At 72.9% G+C, this 20,454-nt stretch carries 17 protein-coding genes; 9 read left to right on the plus strand and 8 right to left on the minus strand.

All coding sequences use genetic code 11. From position 1 onward, the window contains the following. Positions 1-4: 4 nt before the first annotated feature. Positions 5-226, plus strand: coding sequence for a hypothetical protein (locus ACWERV_RS24905; RefSeq protein WP_452936802.1), 222 nt, complete (start codon positions 5-7; stop codon positions 224-226). A gap of 48 nt (positions 227-274) precedes the next feature. On the opposite strand, the gene ACWERV_RS24910 is transcribed toward ACWERV_RS24905, so the two are convergent. The 7 genes from ACWERV_RS24910 to ACWERV_RS24940 form a co-directional block, all read right to left on the minus strand. After that, positions 275-928 (minus strand): LutC/YkgG family protein, encoded by a 654-nt coding sequence (locus ACWERV_RS24910; protein ID WP_452936804.1) that lies wholly within the window; start codon positions 926-928, stop codon positions 275-277. Further along, positions 925-2,367 (minus strand): lactate utilization protein B, encoded by a 1,443-nt coding sequence (locus ACWERV_RS24915; RefSeq protein WP_452936807.1) that lies wholly within the window; start codon positions 2,365-2,367, stop codon positions 925-927. Before ACWERV_RS24915 ends, ACWERV_RS24910 begins: the two co-directional genes overlap by 4 nt. After that, entirely contained in the window at positions 2,364-3,125 is a 762-nt protein-coding gene (locus tag ACWERV_RS24920; RefSeq protein WP_452936809.1) for a (Fe-S)-binding protein, read from the minus strand. The genes ACWERV_RS24915 and ACWERV_RS24920 overlap by 4 nt, the downstream gene beginning before the upstream one ends. Before the next feature lie 48 nt (positions 3,126-3,173). Further along, positions 3,174-4,670, minus strand: coding sequence for a rhamnulokinase (locus tag ACWERV_RS24925; protein WP_452936811.1), 1,497 nt, complete (start codon positions 4,668-4,670; stop codon positions 3,174-3,176). Positions 4,671-4,683: 13 nt separating this feature from the next. After that, positions 4,684-6,798 (minus strand): bifunctional aldolase/short-chain dehydrogenase, encoded by a 2,115-nt coding sequence (locus ACWERV_RS24930; protein WP_452936814.1) that lies wholly within the window; start codon positions 6,796-6,798, stop codon positions 4,684-4,686. Between the two features lie 203 nt (positions 6,799-7,001). Further along, positions 7,002-8,579 (minus strand): hypothetical protein, encoded by a 1,578-nt coding sequence (locus ACWERV_RS24935; protein WP_452936817.1) that lies wholly within the window; start codon positions 8,577-8,579, stop codon positions 7,002-7,004. A gap of 224 nt (positions 8,580-8,803) precedes the next feature. Then, positions 8,804-9,925, minus strand: coding sequence for a LacI family DNA-binding transcriptional regulator (locus ACWERV_RS24940; protein WP_398190949.1), 1,122 nt, complete (start codon positions 9,923-9,925; stop codon positions 8,804-8,806). 160 nt (positions 9,926-10,085) lie between these two features. On the opposite strand from ACWERV_RS24940, the gene ACWERV_RS24945 reads away from it, so the two are divergent. The 8 genes from ACWERV_RS24945 to ACWERV_RS24980 all read left to right on the plus strand — a co-directional run bounded on the left by ACWERV_RS24945 (position 10,086) and on the right by ACWERV_RS24980 (position 19,595). Further along, the gene (locus ACWERV_RS24945) at positions 10,086-11,198 is read left to right on the plus strand and encodes a sugar ABC transporter substrate-binding protein (protein ID WP_452936820.1); all 1,113 of its coding nucleotides are present in this window, start codon (positions 10,086-10,088) and stop codon (positions 11,196-11,198) included. 145 nt (positions 11,199-11,343) lie between these two features. Continuing rightward, complete coding sequence (locus tag ACWERV_RS24950; protein ID WP_398190942.1) at positions 11,344-12,432, plus strand: ABC transporter permease; 1,089 nt, start codon at positions 11,344-11,346, stop codon at positions 12,430-12,432. Continuing rightward, on the plus strand, positions 12,429-13,244 hold the full coding sequence (locus ACWERV_RS24955) for an ATP-binding cassette domain-containing protein (protein ID WP_452936823.1): 816 nt from the start codon (positions 12,429-12,431) through the stop codon (positions 13,242-13,244). The genes ACWERV_RS24950 and ACWERV_RS24955 overlap by 4 nt, the downstream gene beginning before the upstream one ends. Next, complete coding sequence (locus tag ACWERV_RS24960; RefSeq protein ID WP_452936826.1) at positions 13,241-14,458, plus strand: glycoside hydrolase family 99-like domain-containing protein; 1,218 nt, start codon at positions 13,241-13,243, stop codon at positions 14,456-14,458. Before ACWERV_RS24955 ends, ACWERV_RS24960 begins: the two co-directional genes overlap by 4 nt. Beyond that, positions 14,455-15,627: an L-rhamnose isomerase gene (gene rhaI, locus ACWERV_RS24965; RefSeq protein WP_452936829.1), complete on the plus strand. Its 1,173-nt coding sequence runs from the start codon at positions 14,455-14,457 to the stop codon at positions 15,625-15,627. Before ACWERV_RS24960 ends, rhaI begins: the two co-directional genes overlap by 4 nt. A gap of 76 nt (positions 15,628-15,703) precedes the next feature. Continuing rightward, positions 15,704-17,158 (plus strand): arabinose isomerase, encoded by a 1,455-nt coding sequence (locus tag ACWERV_RS24970; RefSeq protein ID WP_452936832.1) that lies wholly within the window; start codon positions 15,704-15,706, stop codon positions 17,156-17,158. Positions 17,159-17,185: 27 nt separating this feature from the next. After that, positions 17,186-17,503 (plus strand): L-rhamnose mutarotase, encoded by a 318-nt coding sequence (gene rhaM / locus ACWERV_RS24975; protein ID WP_452936835.1) that lies wholly within the window; start codon positions 17,186-17,188, stop codon positions 17,501-17,503. A 250-nt stretch (positions 17,504-17,753) separates the two neighbouring features. Then, positions 17,754-19,595: a right-handed parallel beta-helix repeat-containing protein gene (locus ACWERV_RS24980; RefSeq protein WP_452936837.1), complete on the plus strand. Its 1,842-nt coding sequence runs from the start codon at positions 17,754-17,756 to the stop codon at positions 19,593-19,595. Between the two features lie 70 nt (positions 19,596-19,665). Here the strand turns inward: ACWERV_RS24980 and ACWERV_RS24985 are convergent. Next, positions 19,666-20,454, minus strand: a 789-nt coding sequence (locus ACWERV_RS24985) for a transglycosylase SLT domain-containing protein (protein WP_452936839.1), incomplete at its 5' end; no start/stop codon positions are given.

Below are 20,454 nucleotides of genomic sequence, written 5' to 3' on the forward strand. Positions count from 1 at the left end.
CGCCATGAGCTGGGATCAGGTGACCCTCCTCGTTCTCGCGTCGTTCGGCTGCCTCACCCTGCTGCTGACGCAGATCGACGAGGTGCTGTCGAAGGTGCCGCCGATCATCCGGGCCTGGCGGCGGGTGCGGGACGAGCTGCGCCACGGCAGCCACAGCAGCCACGGCCCTTCGGCTGCCGGGCCGCCCGACCGGGAGCGGACGGAGGGAGAGCCGGACGGGAGCTGAGGGTGCGCGGCGCTGGTGCCGCCCGGCCGGTGCCGTCACCGCGGGGGGTCAGTCGGTCAGGATGACGTCCAGGGTGCGGGGGCCGTGGACGCCCTCGACGCGGTCGAGTTCGATGTCGCTCGTGGCGGAGGGGCCGGAGATCCAGGTGAGGGGGCGGGTGGGGGTCAGGCGCGGGAGGGCCTCGGCGAGCGTGGCCACGGCCTGGGTGGCCGTGCGGACGACGCAGATGTGGTGGTCGGGGGCGAGCGTCAGCACCCGGCGGCCCTGGTCGGGGCCGGCGTCCAGCACGATCGTGCCGGTCACGGCGACGGCCACCCGGCAGCCGGTCAGCACGCTGTCCACACCGTCCAGTTCGAGGGCCGTGAGCGGCCGCTCGGGGGTGTCCTGCCGGACCTCGACGCCGTCCGCGGCCGCGACCCAGCCCGCGGGCAGCCCGGGTGGCACGGCGACGCTGCGCGCCGCGCGGGCGGCGAGCAGCCGTGCCACCACCGCGGGCACCTCGGCCTCGGCGGCGTGGTGGACGTGGGCGCGGTAGTCGGCGAGGTTCTCGGCGAGCAGGGCGACGAGGGCGCGGTGGCTCTCCGGGGACGCCGCGGGCGGAGCGGCGGGCGGCCCGCCCGCCGTCGGCGGCATCGCGGGGTCGGGGGCGTTCCGCGTCGCCTCGCGGATACGGGCCAGGATGGCGTCACGGCTGCTGGTCACGGGGTCTGCTCCTCACGGGACGCGGCGTGGTCCCGCCACCACGCGCGGAAGGGCCGGGCCGGCATCCGGGGCAGGTCGCGTTCGGCGGACCAGGCGCCCGCCGGGCCGGGCAGCGGGAGGGAGCGCGGGTGCAGGCCGCGGGTCGCGGAGGCCGCGCGTTCGGCGGCGGCCAGGGCGGCGGGGTGGTCGAGCAGCCAGGTGGCGGCGCGCATCGCGGCGCGCTCGGCGCGGTGGCCGGGCTGTTCGGCGACCCGCTCGCGCAGGTGCACCAGCACCTCCGGGATGTCGATGGCCACCGGGCACACCTCGTAGCAGGCCCCGCACAGCGACGAGGCGAAGGGCAGTGAGGCGTCCACCTCGCTCTGGGTGCCCCGCAGTTGGGGGGTGAGGACGGCGCCGATCGGGCCGGGGTAGGCGGAGCCGTAGGCGTGGCCGCCGGCCCGCTCGTAGACGGGGCAGACGTTGAGGCAGGCCGAGCAGCGGATGCAGCGCAGCACCTGGCGGCCCACGTCGTCGGCGAGGGTGGCGGTGCGGCCGTTGTCGAGCAGCACGAGGTGGAAGTCGTGCGGGCCGTCGCCCGGCGTGGTGCCGGTCCACATGGTGGTGTACGGGTTCATCCGTTCGGCGGTGGACGAGCGCGGCAGCAGCTGGAGGAAGACGTCCAGGTCCTCCCAGCGCGGCAGCACCTTCTCGATGCCGACGACGGAGATCAGTGTCTCGGGCAGCGTCAGGCACATCCGCCCGTTGCCCTCGGACTCGACGACCACGAGGGTGCCGGTCTCGGCGATCATGAAGTTGGCGCCGGACACCGCGACCTTGGCCCGCAGGAACTTCTCCCGCAGGTGCAGCCGGGCGGCTTCGGCGAGTTCGGCGGGCCGGTCGGTCAGGCCGTCGGGGGCGGGGCGGCCCCACTCGGCCATCCTCGTGGCGAAGATGTCGCGGATCTCGGTGCGGTTGCGGTGGATCGCGGGCACCAGGATGTGCGAGGGCAGGTCGTCGCCGAGCTGGACGATCAGCTCGGCGAGGTCCGTCTCGTAGGCGGTGATGCCCTGCTCGGCGAGGGCCGCGTTGAGGCCGATCTCCTGTGTGGCCATCGACTTGACCTTGACGACCTCGGTCTCGCCGGTCGCCCGCACCAGGCCGGCCACGATCCGGTTGGCCTCGTCCGCGTCGGCGGCCCAGTGCACGGTGCCGCCGGCGGCGGTGACCGCGCCCTCCAACTGCGTGAGGTAGGTGCCGAGGTGGCGCAGGGTGTGGTCCTTGATCCGGCGGCCGGCCTGCCGCAGCTCCTCCCAGTCGTCGAGTTCGCCCACGGCGCGGGCCCGCTTGTCGCGGATGGTGTGGGTGGCGTGCCGCAGGTTCGCGCGCAGCCCGGCGTCCTTGGTGGCGGTCTTCGCGGCCTTCGGGAAGGCCGGCATGCCCAGGTACGTACCGCTCATGCGGGGCTCCAGGGGTCGGTTTCGGTGGCGGCGAGGATCTCCGCGAGGTGCACGGCCGAAAGGGCGGCGCCCTGCCGGTGCAGCAGGCCTTCGAGGTGCAGCAGGCAGGAGCTGTCGGCGCCGCACAGCACGTCGGCGCCGCTGTCCAGGGCGCTGCGCACCTTGTCGGCGCCCATGGCCGCGGAGACGTCCGGGTTCTTGACGGCGAAGGTGCCGCCGAAGCCGCAGCACTCCTCGGCGCCGGTCAGCTCGGCCAGTTCCAGGCCGCGTACGGCGCCGAGCAGGGCGAGCGGCCGGGTGCCGAGGCCGAGGGTGCGCAGGCCGTGGCAGGAGGGGTGGTAGGCGACCTGGTGCGGGAAGTACGCGCCGACGTCGGTGACGCCCAGCACGTCGACCAGGAATTCGGTCAGTTCCCGTACCCGGGGCACGATCTCCCCCGCGGCGGCGGCGAGTTCGGGGCCGCGGCCCTCGCCTTCCGCGCGGGCGCCGATCCGCGGGTAGTTCTCGCGGACCATGGCCGCGCAGGACCCGGAGGGGGTGACGACGTGGTCGTAGCCCTCGAAGGCGCGCGCCATCCGCAGCACCAGGGGCTCGGTCATCCGCCGGTAGCCGGTGTTGAACTGCGGCTGGCCGCAGCACGACTGGGCGGCGGGGAAGTCCACCGTCACGCCGAGCCGTTCCAGCAGCCGGACGGTCGCGATGGCGGCACGTGGCAGCACGGCGTCGTTGACGCAGGTGGCGAACAGGGCGACGCGCACAGGGGGTTGTCCTTCCGGGGGTGGTCGCGGTGGTGCGGGCGGTCCGGGTCAGTCGAGGCCGAGGCCGAGCCGGGCGGCCGCCGCGTCCCACGGGCCGCGCGGGCCCGAGGGTTCGTAGCGGCGCAGCGGCTGGGTGGCGGCGACCAGGCGGCGCAGGTCGTGGCGGTCGTGGACGAGGCCGCGGGCGCGGGCCTGGACCAGGATGTTGCCCAGCGCGGTGGCCTCGACGGGGCCCGCCACCACGGGCAGGCCCGTCGCGTCGGCGGTGAGCCGGCACAGCAGGTCGTTGCGGGCGCCGCCGCCGACGAGGTGGACGGTGCGGATCTCCTGCCCGGCGAGCCGGGCGGCGGCCCGCAGGGTGCGGGCGTGGGCCAGGGCCAGCGCCTCCAGCACCGTGCGGACGAGCGAGCCGCGGTCGGCGGGCGGGCGCTGGCCGGTGCGGCGGCAGTACGCGTCGATGCGGGCGGGCATGTCGCCGGGCGCGGCGAAGTCCGGGTCGTCCGGGTCGATGACGGCGGCGAAGGCGGGCGCGGCGGCGGCCCGCGCGACGAGTTCCTCGTGGCCCGGGGCCGTACCGTCCTGGAGCGCCCAGGTGCGGCGGGACTCCTCCAGCAGCCACATGCCCATGATGTTGCGCAGGAAGCGCACGGTGCCGTCGATGCCGCGCTCGTTGGTGAAGTTGGCGCCGCGCGCGGCCTCGGTGAGGATGGGCCGCTCCAGCTCCAGCCCGGCGAGCGACCAGGTGCCGCAGGAGACGTACGCGACCGCGCCGTCCCCTTGCGCGGGCACCGCCGCGACGGCCGAGGCGGTGTCGTGCGAGGCCACCGCGGTGACCGGCAGCGGCCCCGCCGCCCCCACCTCCTCGGCGACGTGCGGCAGCAGCACCCCCGCCGGGTCCCCGGGGTCGCGCAGCGGCGGCAGCAGCGCGGGGTCGAGTCCGAGCGCGGCCAGGACCGGCGGCGACCAGTCGGCGGCCCGCGCGTCGTACAGGCCGGTGGTGGAGGCGTTGGTGGCCTCCGCCCCGATGCTGCCGGTGAGCCAGTGGGTGAGCAGGTCCGGGAGCAGCAGCAGATGCCGGGCCCTGGACAGGGCGGAGGTGCCGCGGGCGGCGGCGAGCTGGAAGACGGTGTTGAACGGCAGGTGCTGCAAACCCGTCACGCGGTACAGCTCGGCCGCGTCCAGCGCCTCCCACACCCGCTCCGGCACGCCCTCCGTACGCCGGTCGCGGTAGTGGAAGGGGGCGCCGGCCAGGGCGCCGTCGGCGTCGAGCAGTCCGTAGTCGACGGCCCAGGAGTCGATGCCGACCGAGGCGAGCGGGGTCTGACGCAGCGCCTTGCCGAGGCCGGCGACGACCTCGCGGTGCAGGCCGAGCACGTCCCAGTGCAGTCCGTCGGGGAGCCGGACGGGGGTGTTCGGGAAGCGGTGCACGACCTCGTACGCGAGGCTGTCGCGGGTGACGCGGCCGACGACGACCCGGCCGCTGGTGGCGCCGAGGTCGGCGGCGGCGAAGGCCACGGGGGAAGCCGCGGGGGAAGGGGAGGGCACGGGTGGGGACCTCTCAGCGCAGGAAGGCCGCGGCGACACCCGCGTCCACCGGGATGTGCAGGCCGGTGGTGTGGCTCAGCTCCCCGCCGGTCAGGGCGAAGACGGCGTTGGCCACGTGCTCGGGCAGCACCTCCCGCTTGAGCAGGGTGCGCTGGGCGTAGAAGGCGCCGAGTTCGCTCTCGTCGATCCCGTAGGTCGCCGCCCGCTGCGCGCCCCAGCCCTTGGCGAAGATGCCGGAGCCGCGGACCACGCCGTCGGGGTTGACGCCGTTGACCCGGATGCCGTGCTCGCCCAGTTCCGCGGCCAGCAGCCGCACCTGGTGGGCCTGGTCGGCCTTGGTGGCGGAGTAGGCGACGTTGTTGGGACCGGCGAAGACGGCGTTCTTGGAGGCGATGTAGACGATGTCGCCGCCCAGCCCCTGCGCCAGCATGACGCGGGCGGCCTCGCGGGAGACCAGGAAGGAGCCGCGGGCCATGATGTCGTGCTGGAGGTCCCAGTCCCGGGCGGTGGTCTCCAGCAGCGGCTTGGAGATCGAGATCCCGGCGTTGTTGACCACCAGGTCCACGCCGCCGAAGGCGAGGGCCGCGGCGTGGAAGGCCGCGGCGATCTGCGCCTCGTCGGTGACGTCCACGGTGACCGGCACCGCACGGTCGGGCCCGCCGAGCTCGTCCGCCACGGCGGCCGCGCTTCCCGCGTCCAGGTCGGCGACGACGACGCACGCGCCCTCGGCCACCAGCCGGTGCGCGATGGCCTTGCCGATGCCGGAGCCCGCCCCGGTCACCAGCGCCACCCGGGTCGCCAGCGGCTTGGGCTGCGGCATCCGCCGGAGCTTGGCCTCCTCCAGCGCCCAGTACTCGATGCGGAACTTCTCCGACTCCTCGATGGGCGCGTACGAGGACACCGCCTCGGCGCCGCGCATGACGTTGATCGCGTTGACGTAGAACTCCCCGGCGACGCGCGCGGTCTGCTTGTCCTTGCCGAAGGAGAACATGCCGACGCCGGGCACCAGCACGATCGCCGGGTCGGCGCCGCGCATCGCGGGCGACTCGGGCACGGCGTGCCGCTGGTAGTAGGCGGCGTAGTCGGCGCGGTAGGCGGTGTGCAGCTCGCGCAGCCGGGCCTCGGCCTCCTCCAGGGGGGCGGCGGGCGGCAGGTCGAGGACCAGCGGGCGGACCTTGGTGCGCAGGAAGTGGTCGGGGCAGGAGGTGCCGAGCGCCGCCAGCCGGGGGTGCTCGCTCCGGGCCAGGAAGTCGAGGACGGCCTCGGAGTCGGTGAAGTGGCCGACCTGGGGGGCGTCGGTGGAGGCCAGGCCGCGGATCAGCGGGGCCAGTGCGGCGGCCCGCTCGCGGCGCTCGGCCTCGGGCAGCGGCGCGTGGCCGTCCAGGACCGGGCCGAAGGGCTCGGGCCTGCCGTGCTCGGCGAGGAAGGCCTCGGCGGTGCGGATGATGTGCAGCGAGTTCGCCTCGGCCTCCTCGCTGGTGTCGCCCCACGCGGTGATGCCGTGCCCGCCGAGGACACAGCCCACGGCCTGCGGGTTGTCCCGGCGGATCGCGGCGATGTCCAGGCCCAGCTGGAAGCCGGGGCGGCGCCACGGCACCCACACCACGCGGTCGCCGAAGCACTCGCGGGTCAGCCGCTCGCCGTCGGCGGCGGTGGCCAGCGCGATGCCGGAGTCCGGGTGCAGGTGGTCCACGTGCGCGGCCCCGACCAGGCCGTGCATGGCGGTGTCGATGGAGGGGGCGGCGCCGCCGCGGCCGTGCAGGCAGTAGTCGAAGGCGGCGACCATCTCGTCCTCGCGCTCCACACCGGGGTAGACCTCGGTGAGGGCGCGCAGCCGGTCGAGCCGCAGCGCGGCGAGGCCCGCGGCGGTGAGGGTGCCGAGGTCGCCGCCGGAGCCCTTGACCCACAGCAGCTCGACGTCCTTGCCGGTGACCGGGTCGGTGCCGGTGCCCTTGGCGGAGGTGTTGCCGCCCGCGTAGTTGGTGTTGCGCGGGTCGGCGCCGAGCCGGCGGGAGCGCGCCAGCAGGGCCGCGACCGTCTCGCCGCCGTCACCGTCGCCGCTGCCGCCGGTCGCGCCGTCGTGGCCGTCGCGGCGCTGCTGCCCGCCGTGGGCGTCCTGTGCCGTCATGATGTCCTGCCCCTAGCCGGCCCGCCTGCCGCGGGCCTGTCGTCCGTCCGTCCGTACCGGCCGCGTGCATACGACTGGTGTTGAATCATTTCACTGATGAGCGCGGTGAAAACGATGAGAAACGATGAGAGTGGTGAAGCGGTGAAAGCGGTGACGCCTCCGGCGGGGACCTGTGCCGGCCCCCACCGGAGGCCGGGTGCCCGCTAGTTGGTGTACCGCAGGTTGACCGGGCCGTAGCCGTGGCCCGCCGTGCCGTACGGGTGGTAGACCGGGTTGTTGTCCGCGTCGAGCTGGCGGTAGACACCGCCGCCGACCGTGGCGGCGCCGCTCGTGGTGACCGCCGAGTCGGCGTCGTACCACCGGTCGCCGCCCGACAGCTCGGACGAGAGCACGTAGTACGTGGTGTGCGGGGCGAGCGTCATCTGCTCGGGCACCGGGGTGTACGTGTACCCGGCGGCGTCCGGCGACCCGGCCGCCATGTCCAGGTGGACGCTGACCAGTTCGGACCCGTCGGCCTTCATGAGCTTGACGACGTGCACCTGCGAGTTGCCCGGCACGTACTTGCGGCCCAGCTCGGTGACGGTGACGGGCGAGGCGCCGGTGGTGAAGCTCATCCCGACGAAGTCGCTGTAGTCGTTGCGCAGCGTCCCCGGCGTGTCCGAGGTGACCAGCGGGGTGCCGCTGCTCGCGCCGTTGTCGGCCGAACCGCCCTTCGTCACGGTGGCGACCGCGTCCAGCAGGTCCCAGGACGAGCCGGGGCCCGACCGCACCGGCTCGATGGAGCCGCCCTCGCTGAACTCGTTCCAGGCGTACATCAGCACCGACTGCGCGGGCGCCGAGGAGGCGTTGGCGGCGTTCCAGTCGATCGCACCTTGCAGGTGCTGGGCCAGCTCGCCCGGGGTGGCCTGGGTGATGCCCTCGTTGCCCGGGTACGAGGCCCACGGGTAGGGCGGCGAGAGCTGCACGCGCGGCTGCGGGTCCCAGCCGGAGGTCACCCAGGGGATGACGTCGCGGCCGCTCGCCTTGGCGCTGTTCCACGCGGCCTGCTCGGCGGCCGCGTGCGGGGCGTACGCCTGGTGGCCGCCGCCACCGGTGACGTAGCTGCTCACCGCGTCGGCGCCGATCTGCCCGGCCACGGTGGTGTCGAGGCCGACGACGTAGGGGGTCACGCCCATCGCCTGCTGGGTCTTGGTGCGCAGCTCGGTGATCTGCGCCGCGTTCACCAGGTCGGGGTAGTCGAAGGCGTACAGCAGCGGGCGGCCGCCGTCGACCTTCTGGTAGTTCTGCGCCTGGAACTGCGTGACCAGCGTGTCGAGGTCGGGCGCGGACAGCGGGTGGGTGAAGAGGATCGCGCTCCAGTTGACGTCGTTGCGGTGCGCGCTCTGCAGGTAGAGCTTGCGGGCGGTCTGCAGGCCGGTCTCGTCGCCGTACCAGTCGAAGGCCCAGTAGTCGATCCCGGCGTCCTTGGCCATCTCGATCTCCTGGTCCACCACTTGCTGGGTGGCGCCGTTCATGCTGATCGAGTCGGTACCGGTGTCGACCGCGTAGTACGGGGCGTGGCTGCGCCACTTGGCCGGGCCGAGCGCCCGCTCCTCGTCGGGGCCGACACCTGCCAGCTCGCCCACGGCGGAGTCGCCGACCTGGCCGTCCCAGCGGATGGCGCCGACGGCGACGTGCTGCGGGTTGCCGGCGGCGGCCGGCGGTGCGGTGGAGAGGGTCAGCGCCGAGACGGCGACGAGGCCCGCCCCGGCGGCGGACACCGCTCTGTTGCGAAGGTTCATTTCAGGCTCCCGTGAAGGAAGTGGGCTCGTCCTGCCCGGTGCGCGCGACGGCGCGGGATCTGGGAAGCGTCGGGCGGCGCGGGGAAAGCGCGGCCCGGAACTTGAAATGTTTCAAGTCGGGAGTGTAGCGAGCCGCTCCGAGGCCGACAAGGGGCGTGCACGGTTCACTCCACCGCCCCCGCCGGCCCCGCGCACGGCAGGCCCCCGCCGGGACCCGCCCCGGCTCAGCTCAGCGGCGCACCGGCCGCCGGCTTGCGCGGCGCCTTCCCGGAGCGCGCCGAACGGCGGGCCCCCGGGGCCCGCCCGGTGGACTCGCGCACCACCAGCTCGGGCTGGAAGACCACCTGCTGGTGGGCGTGCTTGGCCTGCTCGGCCTCCTCGATGAGCAGCTGCGTGGCGGTACGGCCCATGCTCTGCTTGGGCTGACGGACCGTGGTGAGCGCCAGCGGGCCCTGCTGGGCCAGCTCCACGTCGTCGTACCCGATGACCGACATGTCGCGCGGCACCCGCACTCCCGCCCTGGTCAGCGCGGTGGTCAGGCCCAGGGCGACCATGTCGTTGCCGCACACCACGCCGGTGCCGGACAGCTTGCGCTCGACGATCTCCTCGCCGGCCACCCTGCCGTCCGCGGTGCTGCCCTTCAGGCCCCGCTCGATGACGGTCAGCGCCTCCTCGGGCAGCCCGTGCCGCGCCATCGCACGCCGCACCCCGGTGAGCCGCTCGGCGTACTGCCGTATGGCGAGGGAGGCGCTGACGTAGATCAGCTCGCGGTGGCCCAGTTCGATGAGGTGCTCGGCGGCCAGCTCGCCGCCGCACGCGTTGTCGGCGCGCACCGAGCAGAAGTTGGGCCGGGTGCCCTCCACCAGGACCACGGCGGTGCCGCGCTGGCGCAGCCAGTCCACGCCCGCGGCCTCCACGTCCACCGCGCTGATCAGCATGCCGAGGACACGCTGCTCCTCCAGGACCTCCAGGTAGCGCTGCTCCTTGGCCGGGTCCTCGTCGGAGTTGCACAGGATGATCAGGTGCTGGTGCTCCCACGCCGCCTCCTCGGCGCCGCGGGCCAGTTCGGTGAAGAACGGGTTGGACACGTCGAGCACCACGAGCCCGATGGTGCGGGCCCGGCCGCTGCGGATGAGGGCCGCTCCGGCGTTGCGCACGAAGCCCAGCTCGTCTATCGCGGCCTGGATGCGCACCTGGGTGCGCGCGGCCACGGAGTGCGGACGGTTCAAGTAGTTGCTGACCGTTCCCAGGCTCACCCCGGCGGCGGCGGCCACCTCTCTGATCGTCGGCGAACCGCTCTTGACCAGGGATTGTTTCCCGTTACGCGGGTGAGACGGCTGGCCCATGAAATCTCCCGGCAACCCTATTGACTGCTGTGTGGACGCGAGACTAGCTTACGAGCAATTGAAACGGTACAAGTTCACAGGCCGTTAACCGGGCGGGGTCCAGCCTCGCAACACCGCGCCCCCCGGACCTCGAACCCGATGAATCTCATGGGAGCCATCTGTGGATACCCCCATAGCCCTGCGCCGCGGCCGGGTGGCCGCGGTCATCCTGGCGTCGGCGCTGCTCGCCGCCGCCTGCTCGTCCGGAACATCCTCCAACAGCAGTGCGGACACCGGCAGCGGTTCCGGTGACACCACCGCGACCGGCGCGACCTTCACCCCGGAGGAGGTGGCCGCGGCCACCGGCTCGTACAAGGTGAAGCCGCTCTTCGCGGTGCCGAAGAAGCTGCCGAAGAAGTACCGCATCACCTTCCTCAGTCCGGGCAAGAGCCTGCCCTTCTTCGCCACCTGGTCCAAGGGCATGCAGGACGCCGCGAAGTTCTACGGCGTGGACTTCCAGGACGCCGACCTGAACTTCAAGTACGAGGACGAGCTGTCGGCCTACCAGCAGCTCGCCGTCAAGCAGCCCGACGTCGTCGGCTCCCAGGTCATGAACGGCCCCGTCTACAACGCCATCACCCGGGACGGCGCCAAGGTCGTCATGGTCGACGGCACCTACGAGAAGGCGCCGCACTTCGGCGTGCCGGACGACGCGGTCGGCCAGCTCACGATCAAGCAGCTCGAAGGCCCGGCGAAGGCGAAGCTGGACACCACCTGGAAGGGGCGCACGCTCCAGGTCGTCGGCATGTCCGCGCCCAACTGCGGCCCCTGCGACGCCCGTGTCAAGGCCGCCTTCGCGCAGGCCAAGACCGACCTCGGGGTCAGCGACGCGCAGACCACGATGCTCACCCCGCAGGGCCAGGACCCGACCACCTCGTCGCAGTCCACCTTCGCGGACTTCCTGACCGCCCACCCGCACGACCCGGTGATCGTCATGTCGTACGGCGACGAGCCGGTGCTCGGCGCGCTGAACGCGGCGAAGGCGGCGAACCGCACCGGCGACCTGCTGGCCGTCACCTCCGGCGGCGACGAGGCGGCCCGCGCCGCGGTGCGCGACACCAGCAACAAGGACATGCTCATCGGCTCGATCGACTTCCAGCCCTACGCCGAGGGGTGGAACTACATCGAGGCCGCCATCGCCACCGCGATGGGCAAGAGCTTCGACGCCTACGACGTCAGCCGGGTCCTGACCGCGGCCAACGTGGACACCTTCTACCCGGACGACAAGAAGTAATGACCGGCGGGGCCCCGGCGCCCCGGCCCGCCCGCCGCCTGACCCGGCGGGCGGACCCCGGCGCCGGGACCCCGCCCCGGACCTGACGCGGGCCGCGGTCGGCCCGCCCCTGGATCCGACCGGAACCGAACCGAGGAAGCTCCTGATGACAACAACCAGCTCGGCAAAGGCGCCGCCGGTTGGCGGTGACCCCGCCCCCGAGACGCCCGCGAGCCCGCTCGGCGTGCTCGACCCGCGCACCTGGCTGCGCCGGTCCACCCCGGCGGCGTCGGTCGCCGGACGCGAGGGCCGGCACACGGTCGTGGACCGGCTGCTCGACCTCGGCGTCTACGCGGCGCTGGTGGCGCTGTTCGTGTACTTCGCGGTGGCCTCGCCGTACTTCCTGTCCCAGCGCAACCTGCTGAACGTCGGCTCCGCGGTCGCCGTGACCGGCGTGCTCGCGGCCGGTATGACGATCGCGCTGATCGCCGGCCAGCTCGACCTGACGGTGGGCGCGAACGTCGGCATCGTCAGCGTCGTGGTGGCGCTGCTCATCGAGTCCAGCGGACTGCCCACCCCGGTGGCCGTCATCGGCGGGCTGCTCGTCGGCGCGCTCATCGGGCTCCTCAACAGCGCCCTGGTGGTGGTGCTCGGCATCAACTCCATCATCGCCACCCTGGCGTTCTCCATCGCCCTGCGCGGCCTGGCGCTGATCTTCACCGACGGCCAGGTCAAGCCGCTCACCAACACCGCCCTGCAGGACGCGGTGACCGAGCGCTTCATCGGCGTGCCGGTCTCGGTGTGGGTGCTGGTGCTGGTCTACGTCGCCGCCTGGGTCGTCATGGGCTTCACCCGCTCCGGCTGGCACATCTACGGCGTCGGCGGCAACGCGAGCGCGGCTCTGCGCTCGGGCATCAAGGTGCGCCGGGTCTACACCGCGGTGTTCGTCACGACGGGCGTGCTGGCCGCGATCGGCGGCATCATCACCGCGGGCAACTCCGGCAGCGGCGGCCCCAACTACGCCAACGGCGCCGAGTTCGACGTCCTGACCGCGGTGCTGCTCGGCGGCATCGGGCTCAACGGCGGCAGCGGCAAGATCGCCCGGACGCTGGCCGGCGTGCTCGTCATCGGCATCCTCAACAACGGTCTGACGCTGCTGTCCGTCGACACCTACTACCAGCAGCTCGCCCGCGGCGCGGTCTTCGTGCTCGCCGTCATCCTGGGCGCCGTCTCGGAACGCCGGAGGGCCCGATGAGCAGCACGGAACCGATCCTCCAGGCCCGCGGTGTCGGCAAGGTCTTCGGCCATGTCCGCGCGCTGCAGGACGTCACCTTCGACGTGCGTCCCGGCGAGGTGCTGGCCGTCCTCGGCGACAACGGCGCGGGCAAGTCCACCCTCATCAAGATCCTGTCCGGTGTCTACGACACCTCCGAGGGCGAACTCCTCGTCCACGGCAAGCCGCAGACCTTCACCGGACCGGCCGACGCGTCCGCCGCCGGCATCGCCACCGTCTACCAGGACCTCGCGCTGGTCGACCAGCGGGACGTGGCGTCCAACCTCTTCCTCGGCCGGGAGTACCGCCGCGGGCCCTTCGTGGACCGGCGGCGCATCTACCGCGAGGCCGAGGAGCTGCTCGCGGGGCTGACCATCCGGCTGCCGAGCGTCCGCGTGCCCGTCCACCAGCTCTCCGGCGGGCAGCGGCAGGCCGTCGCGATCGCCCGGGTGCTGCTGGGCGGCGCCGAGATCGTGATCATGGACGAGCCGACCGCCGCGCTCGGCGTGCAGGAGTCCGCGCGGGTGCTCTCGCTGGTGCGCGACCTGCGCGACGCGGGCAAGGCCGTCATCCTCATCAGCCACAACCTCCAGCAGGTGTGGGAGACCGCCGACCGGGTGATGGTGATGCACCTCGGCCGGGTGGCGGGCATCCGCAGCACCCAGGACAGCACGGTGGACGAGATCGTGAAGCTCATCGTCTACGGCTCGGGAGAGACCGGCGGCTCCACCGAGACCGCCGACGCTCCGGCCCCCTCCCCCGCCCACGACCCGCTCGCCAAGGAGGCGTCATGACCCTGCCCAGCGGTCTCGAACCCGTCGCCGTGCCCCGCGAGGGCACCGCCCCGCAGCGGCAGCGCCCCGACTGGCCGCAGGACGCTCGCGCGCAGGTCATGGCGTACTACTTCCCGCAGTGGCACGCCGACCCGCGCAACGACGCGATGCTCGGCCCCGGCTGGACCGAGTGGGACGTGCTCCGCGCGGGCACCCCGCGCTTCCCCGGCCATGTGCAGCCCAAGCGCCCGGAGTGGGGCGAGTACGACGAGAGCGACCCGCGGGCCGCCTCCCGGGCGGTCGCCGCCGCCCTCGACCACGGCGTCGACGGCTTCATCGTCGACTGGTACTGGTTCGACAACGCGCCCTTCCTGAACGGCTACCTCGACCGCGGCCTGCTCCAGGCCGACCGCCTCGACGAGTTCCGCTTCGCCGTCATGTGGGCCAACCACGAATGGGACGACCTCTACCCGGCGCGCGGCCCGCAGCTCACCGCGCTGCTCCCGGCGCCCAACACCCGCTACCACGCGACCTGCGCCTTCGAGCACGTGCTGGAGAACTACCTCACCCACCCGTCGTACTGGCGGATGCCGCAGGGCCCGTACTTCTCCGTGTACGACCTGCCGGGCCTGATCCGCGGCATGGGCGGGGTGGCCCGTACGGCCGCGCTGCTCGACGGCTTCCGCGAGCGCGCCCGCGCCGCCGGCCTGCCGGGGCTGCACGTCAACGGGGCGATCAACCCGGGCGTGCCGCAGCCCGAGCTGCTGGTCCGCGAACTGGGCCTGGACAGCGCCACCCACTACACCTGGTGGCACCACCCCGGCAGCGCCTTCAGCAGCTTCCCGACCACCGGCTACGACGCCGCCCGCGCCGAGGCCAGGGACACCTGGCGGCGGATGGGCGACACGCTGCCGGTCGACTACCTGCCGAACGTCACCGTCGGCTGGGACCCCAGCCCGCGCACGGTCGAATGGGCCATGCGCGAGGACGAGGGCTACCCCTTCACGTCGATCCTCACCGGCAACACCCCCGAGCAGGTCGGTGGCGCCCTCTGCGACGCGCTGGACTTCGCGGCCGAGCCGGGACGCCCGCCCGTGGTGACGGTCAACGCCTGGAACGAGTGGACCGAGGGAAGCAGCCTCGAACCCGGGGACGAGTACGGCAACGGCTACCTCGAAGCCGTACGGGACGCGGTCGGGGCACACAAGAACACCACAGTGGAGGGAGCGGCGTGAACCGCGACGAGGTCAAGCAGTCCGTCCGGCAGTTGCAGATCGAGACGCCCTCGTGGGCGTACGGCAACTCGGGCACGCGGTTCAAGGTCTTCGGCCAGCAGGGCATCCCGCGCGACCCGTACGAGAAGCTGGCCGACGCCGCCCAGGTGCACCGCTTCACGGGCGCGGCGCCGAGCGTGGCGCTGCACATCCCGTGGGACCGGGTGGACGACTACGGGCACCTGGCGAAGGCCGCGAACGACCTGGGGCTGCGCATCGGCGCGATCAACCCCAACACCTTCCAGGAGGAGGAATACCGGCTCGGCAGCGTCGCCAACCCCGACGCCGCCGTGCGCCGCAAGGCGATCGGCCACCTGCTGGACTGCGTGGCGGTGATGCGGCAGACCGGCTCGACGATCCTGTCGCTGTGGTTCGCCGACGGCACCAACTACCCGGGCCAGGACGACCTGCGCGGCCGCCAGGAGCGCTTCGAGGAGGCCCTCACCGAGGTCTACGAGGCGCTGCCGGACGACACCCGGATGCTGCTGGAGTACAAGTTCTTCGAGCCCGCCTTCTACGCCACCGACGTGCCCGACTGGGGCACCTCGCTGATGCACTGCCTGCGGCTCGGCGACAAGGCGCAGGTCCTGGTGGACACCGGGCACCACGCGCCGGGCACCAACATCGAGTTCATCGTGATGAACCTGCTGCGCACCGGCCGGCTCGGCGGCTTCCACTTCAACAGCCGCTTCTACGCCGACGACGACCTGATCGTGGGCTCCGCCGACCCGTTCCAGCTCTTCCGGATCATGCTGGAGGTCGACCGGGGCGGCGGTCTGGACGCGGCGGCCAACGCCGGGGCGGGGGTGGCCTTCATGCTCGACCAGTGCCACAACCTGGAGGAGAAGATCCCCGCCGAGATCCGCAGCGTCATGAACGTGCAGGAGGCCACCGCCAAGGCCCTGCTGGTGGACACCGGCGCGCTCGCCACCGCGCAGCGCGAGGGTGACGTGCTGGCCGCGAACGCGGTGCTGATGGACGCGTACAACACCGATGTGCGCCCGCTGCTGGCCGAGATGCGCGAGGACGCGGGCCTCGACCCGGACCCGATCGCCGCCTTCCGGCGCAGCGGCTACACCGAGGCGATCCGCCGCGAGCGCGTCGGCGGCAACCAGATGGGGTGGACGTGACGGCCCCGCAGACCCCGCACCCGCACCTGCACCCGCACCCGCACCCGCACCCGCACCCCAGAACGGAGAACCCCGTATGAGCAGCGACGTCCTCAACCGTGCCGTCAGCGCCGGAAGCGGGCACGAGCGGATCGCCGCCAGGCCGCCCAAGGTGGGCCTGATCGGCGGCGGGCTCGCCGCGTACTGGCCGCAGTACCCGGGGCTGCGCGAGGGCCTGCTCGCCTCGACCCGCGAGGTGGCCGACCGGCTGGCCGCGCTCGGCGCCGAGGTCGTGGACGCCGGATTCATCGACGACGCCACGCAGGCCGGTCCCGCCGGGGACCGGCTCCGGGCCGCCGGGTGCGACCTGCTGGTGTTCTTCGTGCCGACGTACCTCACGTCCTCGATGGTGCTGCCCGTCGCCCAGCGTGCCGGTGCCCCCGTGCTGGTGCTGAACCTCCAGCCGACGGCGAGCATGGACCACGCCGGTTTCGACACCGGCAAGTGGCTGGCGTACTGCGGGGCCTGCCCGCTGCCGGAGATCGGCAACACCTTCGTACGGGCCGGCATCCCCTTCCGCTCGGTCTCCGGGCACCTCCGCGACGAGCGGGCCTGGGCGAAGATCGGCCGCTGGGTGCGGGCCGCCGGGGTGGCGCGGGCGCTGCGCACCGGGCGGTTCGGCCTGATGGGCAACCTCTACCCGGGCATGCTCGACGTCTCCACCGACCTCACCCTCATCCCCGCGCGGCTCGGCGGGCACGTCGAGGTGATCGAGTTCGACGACCTGCGCGAGTGTGTGAACGCCGCCGGGGACGACGAGGTCGAGGCCGTGCTGGAGCGGACCCGGGAGGTCTTCGACCTCGACGACTCCGTCGACCCCGGCGACCTGCGGTGGGGCGCGTCCGTCGCGGCGGGCCTGGACCGGCTGGTGGAGCAGTTCGGCCTGGACTCGCTGGCGTACTACCACCGCGGACTGGCCGGCGAGCTGCACGAGCGGCTGGGCGCGGGCATGATCCTCGGCTCGTCGCTGCTCACCGCCCGCGGCATCCCCGCGGCCGGCGAGTACGAGCTGCGCACCAGCCTGGCCATGCTCGTGATGGACCGGCTCGGCGCGGGCGGTTCCTTCACCGAGCTGCAGGCGCTGGACTTCGACCGCGGCCATGTCGAGATGGGCCACGACGGTCCCGCGCACCTGGCCATCAGCGACGGCCGCCCGCTGCTGCGGGGCCTGGGCACCTACCACGGCAAGCGCGGCTGGGGCGTCTCCGTCGAGTTCGACGTGGCGCACGGGCCGGTGACCGCGCTGGGCCTGGCCCAGCTGCGGGACGGCACCCTGCACTTGGTCGCCAGCGAAGGCACGGTCGTGGACGGCCCGCTGCTCCAGATCGGCAACACCACCAGCCGGGTGGACTTCGGCATCGACCCCGGCGACTGGACCGACGCCTGGTCCGCGACCGGCATCGGCCACCACTGGGCCCTCGGCACCGGCCACCGCGTCCCCGACCTGAAGGCCGTCGCCGAGCTGCTCGGCCTGGGCCTGACGGTGGTCTGAGCCGGTGCCCGGACCGAGGAGCCGCCGATGACGCACCGGATCGCGTTCAGCCTGGTCCTGCCGGGTGAGAACGCCGCCGAATACCGCCGCCGCCACGACGCGCTGTGGCCGGAGCTGCGGGAGGCGATTCGCGAGCAGGGCGGCCGCAACTACTCCATCTTCGTCGCCCCGGAGATCGACCGGGTCTTCGGCTACCTCGAAGTGGACGACCTGGACCGCTGGAACTCCGGTGCGGGCAGCGAGCTGACCCACCGCTGGTGGCAGCACATGGCCGACCTGATGCCGACCAACCCGGACGGCTCGCCGCTGGACACCCCGCTCCACGAGGTGTTCCACCAGGCCTGAGCCGCCCCCCTGAGCAGGGCGGTACCGCTGTGGGGGCGGTACCGCCCGGTCCGGCGCGCCCTTTCCCGGGCCACCCGCCGGACGCACATCCCTCTTTTTCCCGCACATCCCCGCGTCCCGCATGCGCTGTTCTGGCATGCCCACTTCACGCACGTCCTGTTCACGCAGGTCCTGCGCTCGCACGTCCTGTTCACGCACGTCCTGAGCCGGTGCCCTCCGTCCGGGAGGGCGCCAAGGAAGGGATCACGCAATGGGAGAAGCACGCTCACGCTCCACCGCAGCCGCGCGCACCGCCGTCCGGCGGCTGGCGTACGGGCTCACGGCCGCGCTGCCGGCCGCGGCACTGCTGGCCGGCGCGCACACCGCCGGGGCCGCGGGCGCCCCGACGTACTACATCGACAACAGCGCGTCCTCGCAGTGCTCCGACACCGGCCCCGGCACCAGCCCCACCCGGCCCTGGTGCGACTTCGCCCCGATCGACGGCACCTCGCTCGCCGCGGGCACCCAGGTGCTGCTGGCCCGCGGTGACACCTGGACCCAGCCGCTGCACCTGAGCGGTTCGGGCACGGCCGCCGCCTGGATCACGCTCGGCGCGTACGGGTCGGGCAACCGCCCGGTCATCTCCGGGAGCGGCAACGCGACCGACCGCACGGTGGTGCTCACCGACCCCGACCACTGGCACGTGCAGGACCTGGAGCTGAGGAACGCGGGCGAGGGCCTGCTCGTCATGTACAGCACGCTCGGGCACCAGGGCCTCGACGTCCACGGCCTCTACGCCCACGACCTGGCCGGCATCGTCAACCGCAGCCCCGTGCAGAGCGACTTCCCGCAGTTGCAGTACTCGACGGGCATCCTGGTGGACGCCTCGTCCGCCCCCGTGACCGCCGCGGGCCAGACGGTCGTGAACGGGGTGTCGATCCGCGACAACGAGGTGGGCAACGCGGTCGCCGCGATCCACGTCAACGACGACCCGGGTGTCACCGGCACCCCGGACCCGGCGCCGTCCACCTTCACGGGCGTCGACGTCGTGCACAACTACCTGCACCACATGACCGGCCCGTCGGTCTCCCTGGAGACCTCCGACACCGCCCACGTGGACAGCAACTACATCGACTGCTCGGGCTCGGTGTGGTTCCCGCAGGGCACCACCTGCTTCTTCGTGACGAAGAGCGACCACCCGACGATCCAGAACAACGTCCTGGTCAACATGCCCGACACCGGCAGCCACGACGAGACCGCGATCGACCTGGAGTACAAGATCAACGGTGCCGCGATCCGCGGCAACTACTTCGGCAACAACGCCGGTTCGGCGATCGAGATGCTCCAGCTCGGCGGCCGCTCCGGCGACTACAGCACCGGCACGGAGATATCCGACAACACCTTCGCCGGCAACGGCACGGCGGGCGCGCAGAGCATGAAGGGCCAGATCGCCGTGCACGCCGACGGCGGCACCACCCCGCCCGCCGCCTCGATCCACGACAACGCCTACGACGCGACCCCGCAGGGCCTGGTCAACGACGTGGACGGCTCCCCGGAGCTGGCGAACATCACGCAGTCCGGCAACACCGTGACCACCGCGCAGTACGTCGCCCCGCTCCCCTTCAACGGCGAGCAGGGCCGGGGCGGCTGGTCCCAGCAGGCCTACGACCTCAGCAGCTGGCAGAACCTGACCGCGTACGACGCCGCCACCAACACCTGGTCCGGGCTCGGCGGCTCCTTCGTCAACGCCTTCCAGCTCCGCCCCGGCAGCGGGCAGACCTCCGACGCGTGGGTCGCCCGCACCTGGACCGCCCCCGCCACCGGCACGGTCACGGTGCACGGCCGGATCTTCAAGGACGACGCGGACAACGCCGCCGACACCGACGGTGTGCACGCCCTGATCGAGCACAACGGCACCGCCGTCTGGCCGTCCGCCCCCGACTACGTCACCTACCGCACCCTCGCCCCCACCGACCGCTCCGGCTACGCCACCGACGTCACCCTCCAGGTGACGGCCGGCGACGTGATCCGCTTCGTCCTGACCTCCGACCCCGGCTTCTCCGGCACGGGCGACACGACGAGCTGGAGCCCGAGCGTCTCCTACACCTCCTGACCCCACGGGGCAGCGCGAAAGGGCGGCGGGGCCGAATCGGCCCCGCCGCCCTTTCACCTACGGTGGCGGATCAGTACGCGGAGTCCACGTTGTCCATCGTGCCGTAACGGTCGGCCGCGTAATTGCAGGCGGCGGTGATGTTGGCGACCGGGTCGTAGATGTTGTGCGACGTGCCGGCCACGTGGAATCGGTTGAACGTCGGGTCGATCACCTGGAGCAGACCCTTCGAGGGAATGCCGTTGCGGGCGTTGATGTCCCACAGGTTGATCGCCTTCGGGTCACCGCTGGACTCGCGGATGATGTTGCGGTGGATTCCCTCGTACGTGCCGGGGATCCCCTTCTTGTGCATGATGTCGAGCGACTGGCGGATCCAGCCGTCCAGGTTGTTCGTGTAGTGCTTCGCTACCGGCTTCGCGACCGGCTTGGCGGCGGGCTTGGACGCGGTGGCGCTCTTCTTCGCCACGGCGGCGCGGTGCGCCGAGCGGTCCGCGGCGGCCTTGACCTTCGCACGCTCGTTCGCCTCGGCCGCGGCCTTCTTCTTCGCGGCCGCGTCCGCGGCCTGCTTCTTCGCCGGAGCGGTCAGGTCCGCCTTGGGCTGCGCCTTCGGCGCGGCCAGCGCGGCCTTCGGCGCGGCCTTCTGCTGCGTGGTGCCGGTGGCGGCCTTCAGCTGCGCCGTACCGTTCTGCGCGCCCAGTTCCTTGGCGTGCGTGACGGCGGCGGCGGAGACACCGCCGGTGCTGCTCGCCGCGGACGCCGAACCGGCTCCGGCGGTCGCTTGCAGCCCGGTGACGGTCAGCACGACCGCAGCGGCGGCGCCTGCGCCGGCCGCGGTGACCTTGTGCTTGGTCGACATCTGGTT

It is taken from the genome of Streptomyces sp. NPDC004031, from assembly GCF_053604375.1.

Bases quoted from the DNA above. Each gene is read 5' to 3' on its own strand.
- ACWERV_RS24950 (WP_398190942.1), top strand. From the start codon at position 11,344: ATGACAACAACCAGCTCGGCAAAGGCGCCGCCGGTTGGCGGTGACCCC.
- ACWERV_RS24915 (WP_452936807.1), bottom strand. From the start codon at position 2,367: ATGAGCGGTACGTACCTGGGCATGCCGGCCTTCCCGAAGGCCGCGAAG.
- ACWERV_RS24940 (WP_398190949.1), bottom strand. From the start codon at position 9,925: ATGGGCCAGCCGTCTCACCCGCGTAACGGGAAACAATCCCTGGTCAAG.
- ACWERV_RS24955 (WP_452936823.1), top strand. From the start codon at position 12,429: ATGAGCAGCACGGAACCGATCCTCCAGGCCCGCGGTGTCGGCAAGGTC.
- ACWERV_RS24930 (WP_452936814.1), bottom strand. From the start codon at position 6,798: ATGACGGCACAGGACGCCCACGGCGGGCAGCAGCGCCGCGACGGCCAC.
- ACWERV_RS24935 (WP_452936817.1), bottom strand. From the start codon at position 8,579: ATGAACCTTCGCAACAGAGCGGTGTCCGCCGCCGGGGCGGGCCTCGTC.
- ACWERV_RS24960 (WP_452936826.1), top strand. From the start codon at position 13,241: ATGACCCTGCCCAGCGGTCTCGAACCCGTCGCCGTGCCCCGCGAGGGC.
- ACWERV_RS24970 (WP_452936832.1), top strand. From the start codon at position 15,704: ATGAGCAGCGACGTCCTCAACCGTGCCGTCAGCGCCGGAAGCGGGCAC.
- ACWERV_RS24980 (WP_452936837.1), top strand. From the start codon at position 17,754: ATGGGAGAAGCACGCTCACGCTCCACCGCAGCCGCGCGCACCGCCGTC.
- rhaM (WP_452936835.1), top strand. From the start codon at position 17,186: ATGACGCACCGGATCGCGTTCAGCCTGGTCCTGCCGGGTGAGAACGCC.
- ACWERV_RS24905 (WP_452936802.1), top strand. From the start codon at position 5: ATGAGCTGGGATCAGGTGACCCTCCTCGTTCTCGCGTCGTTCGGCTGC.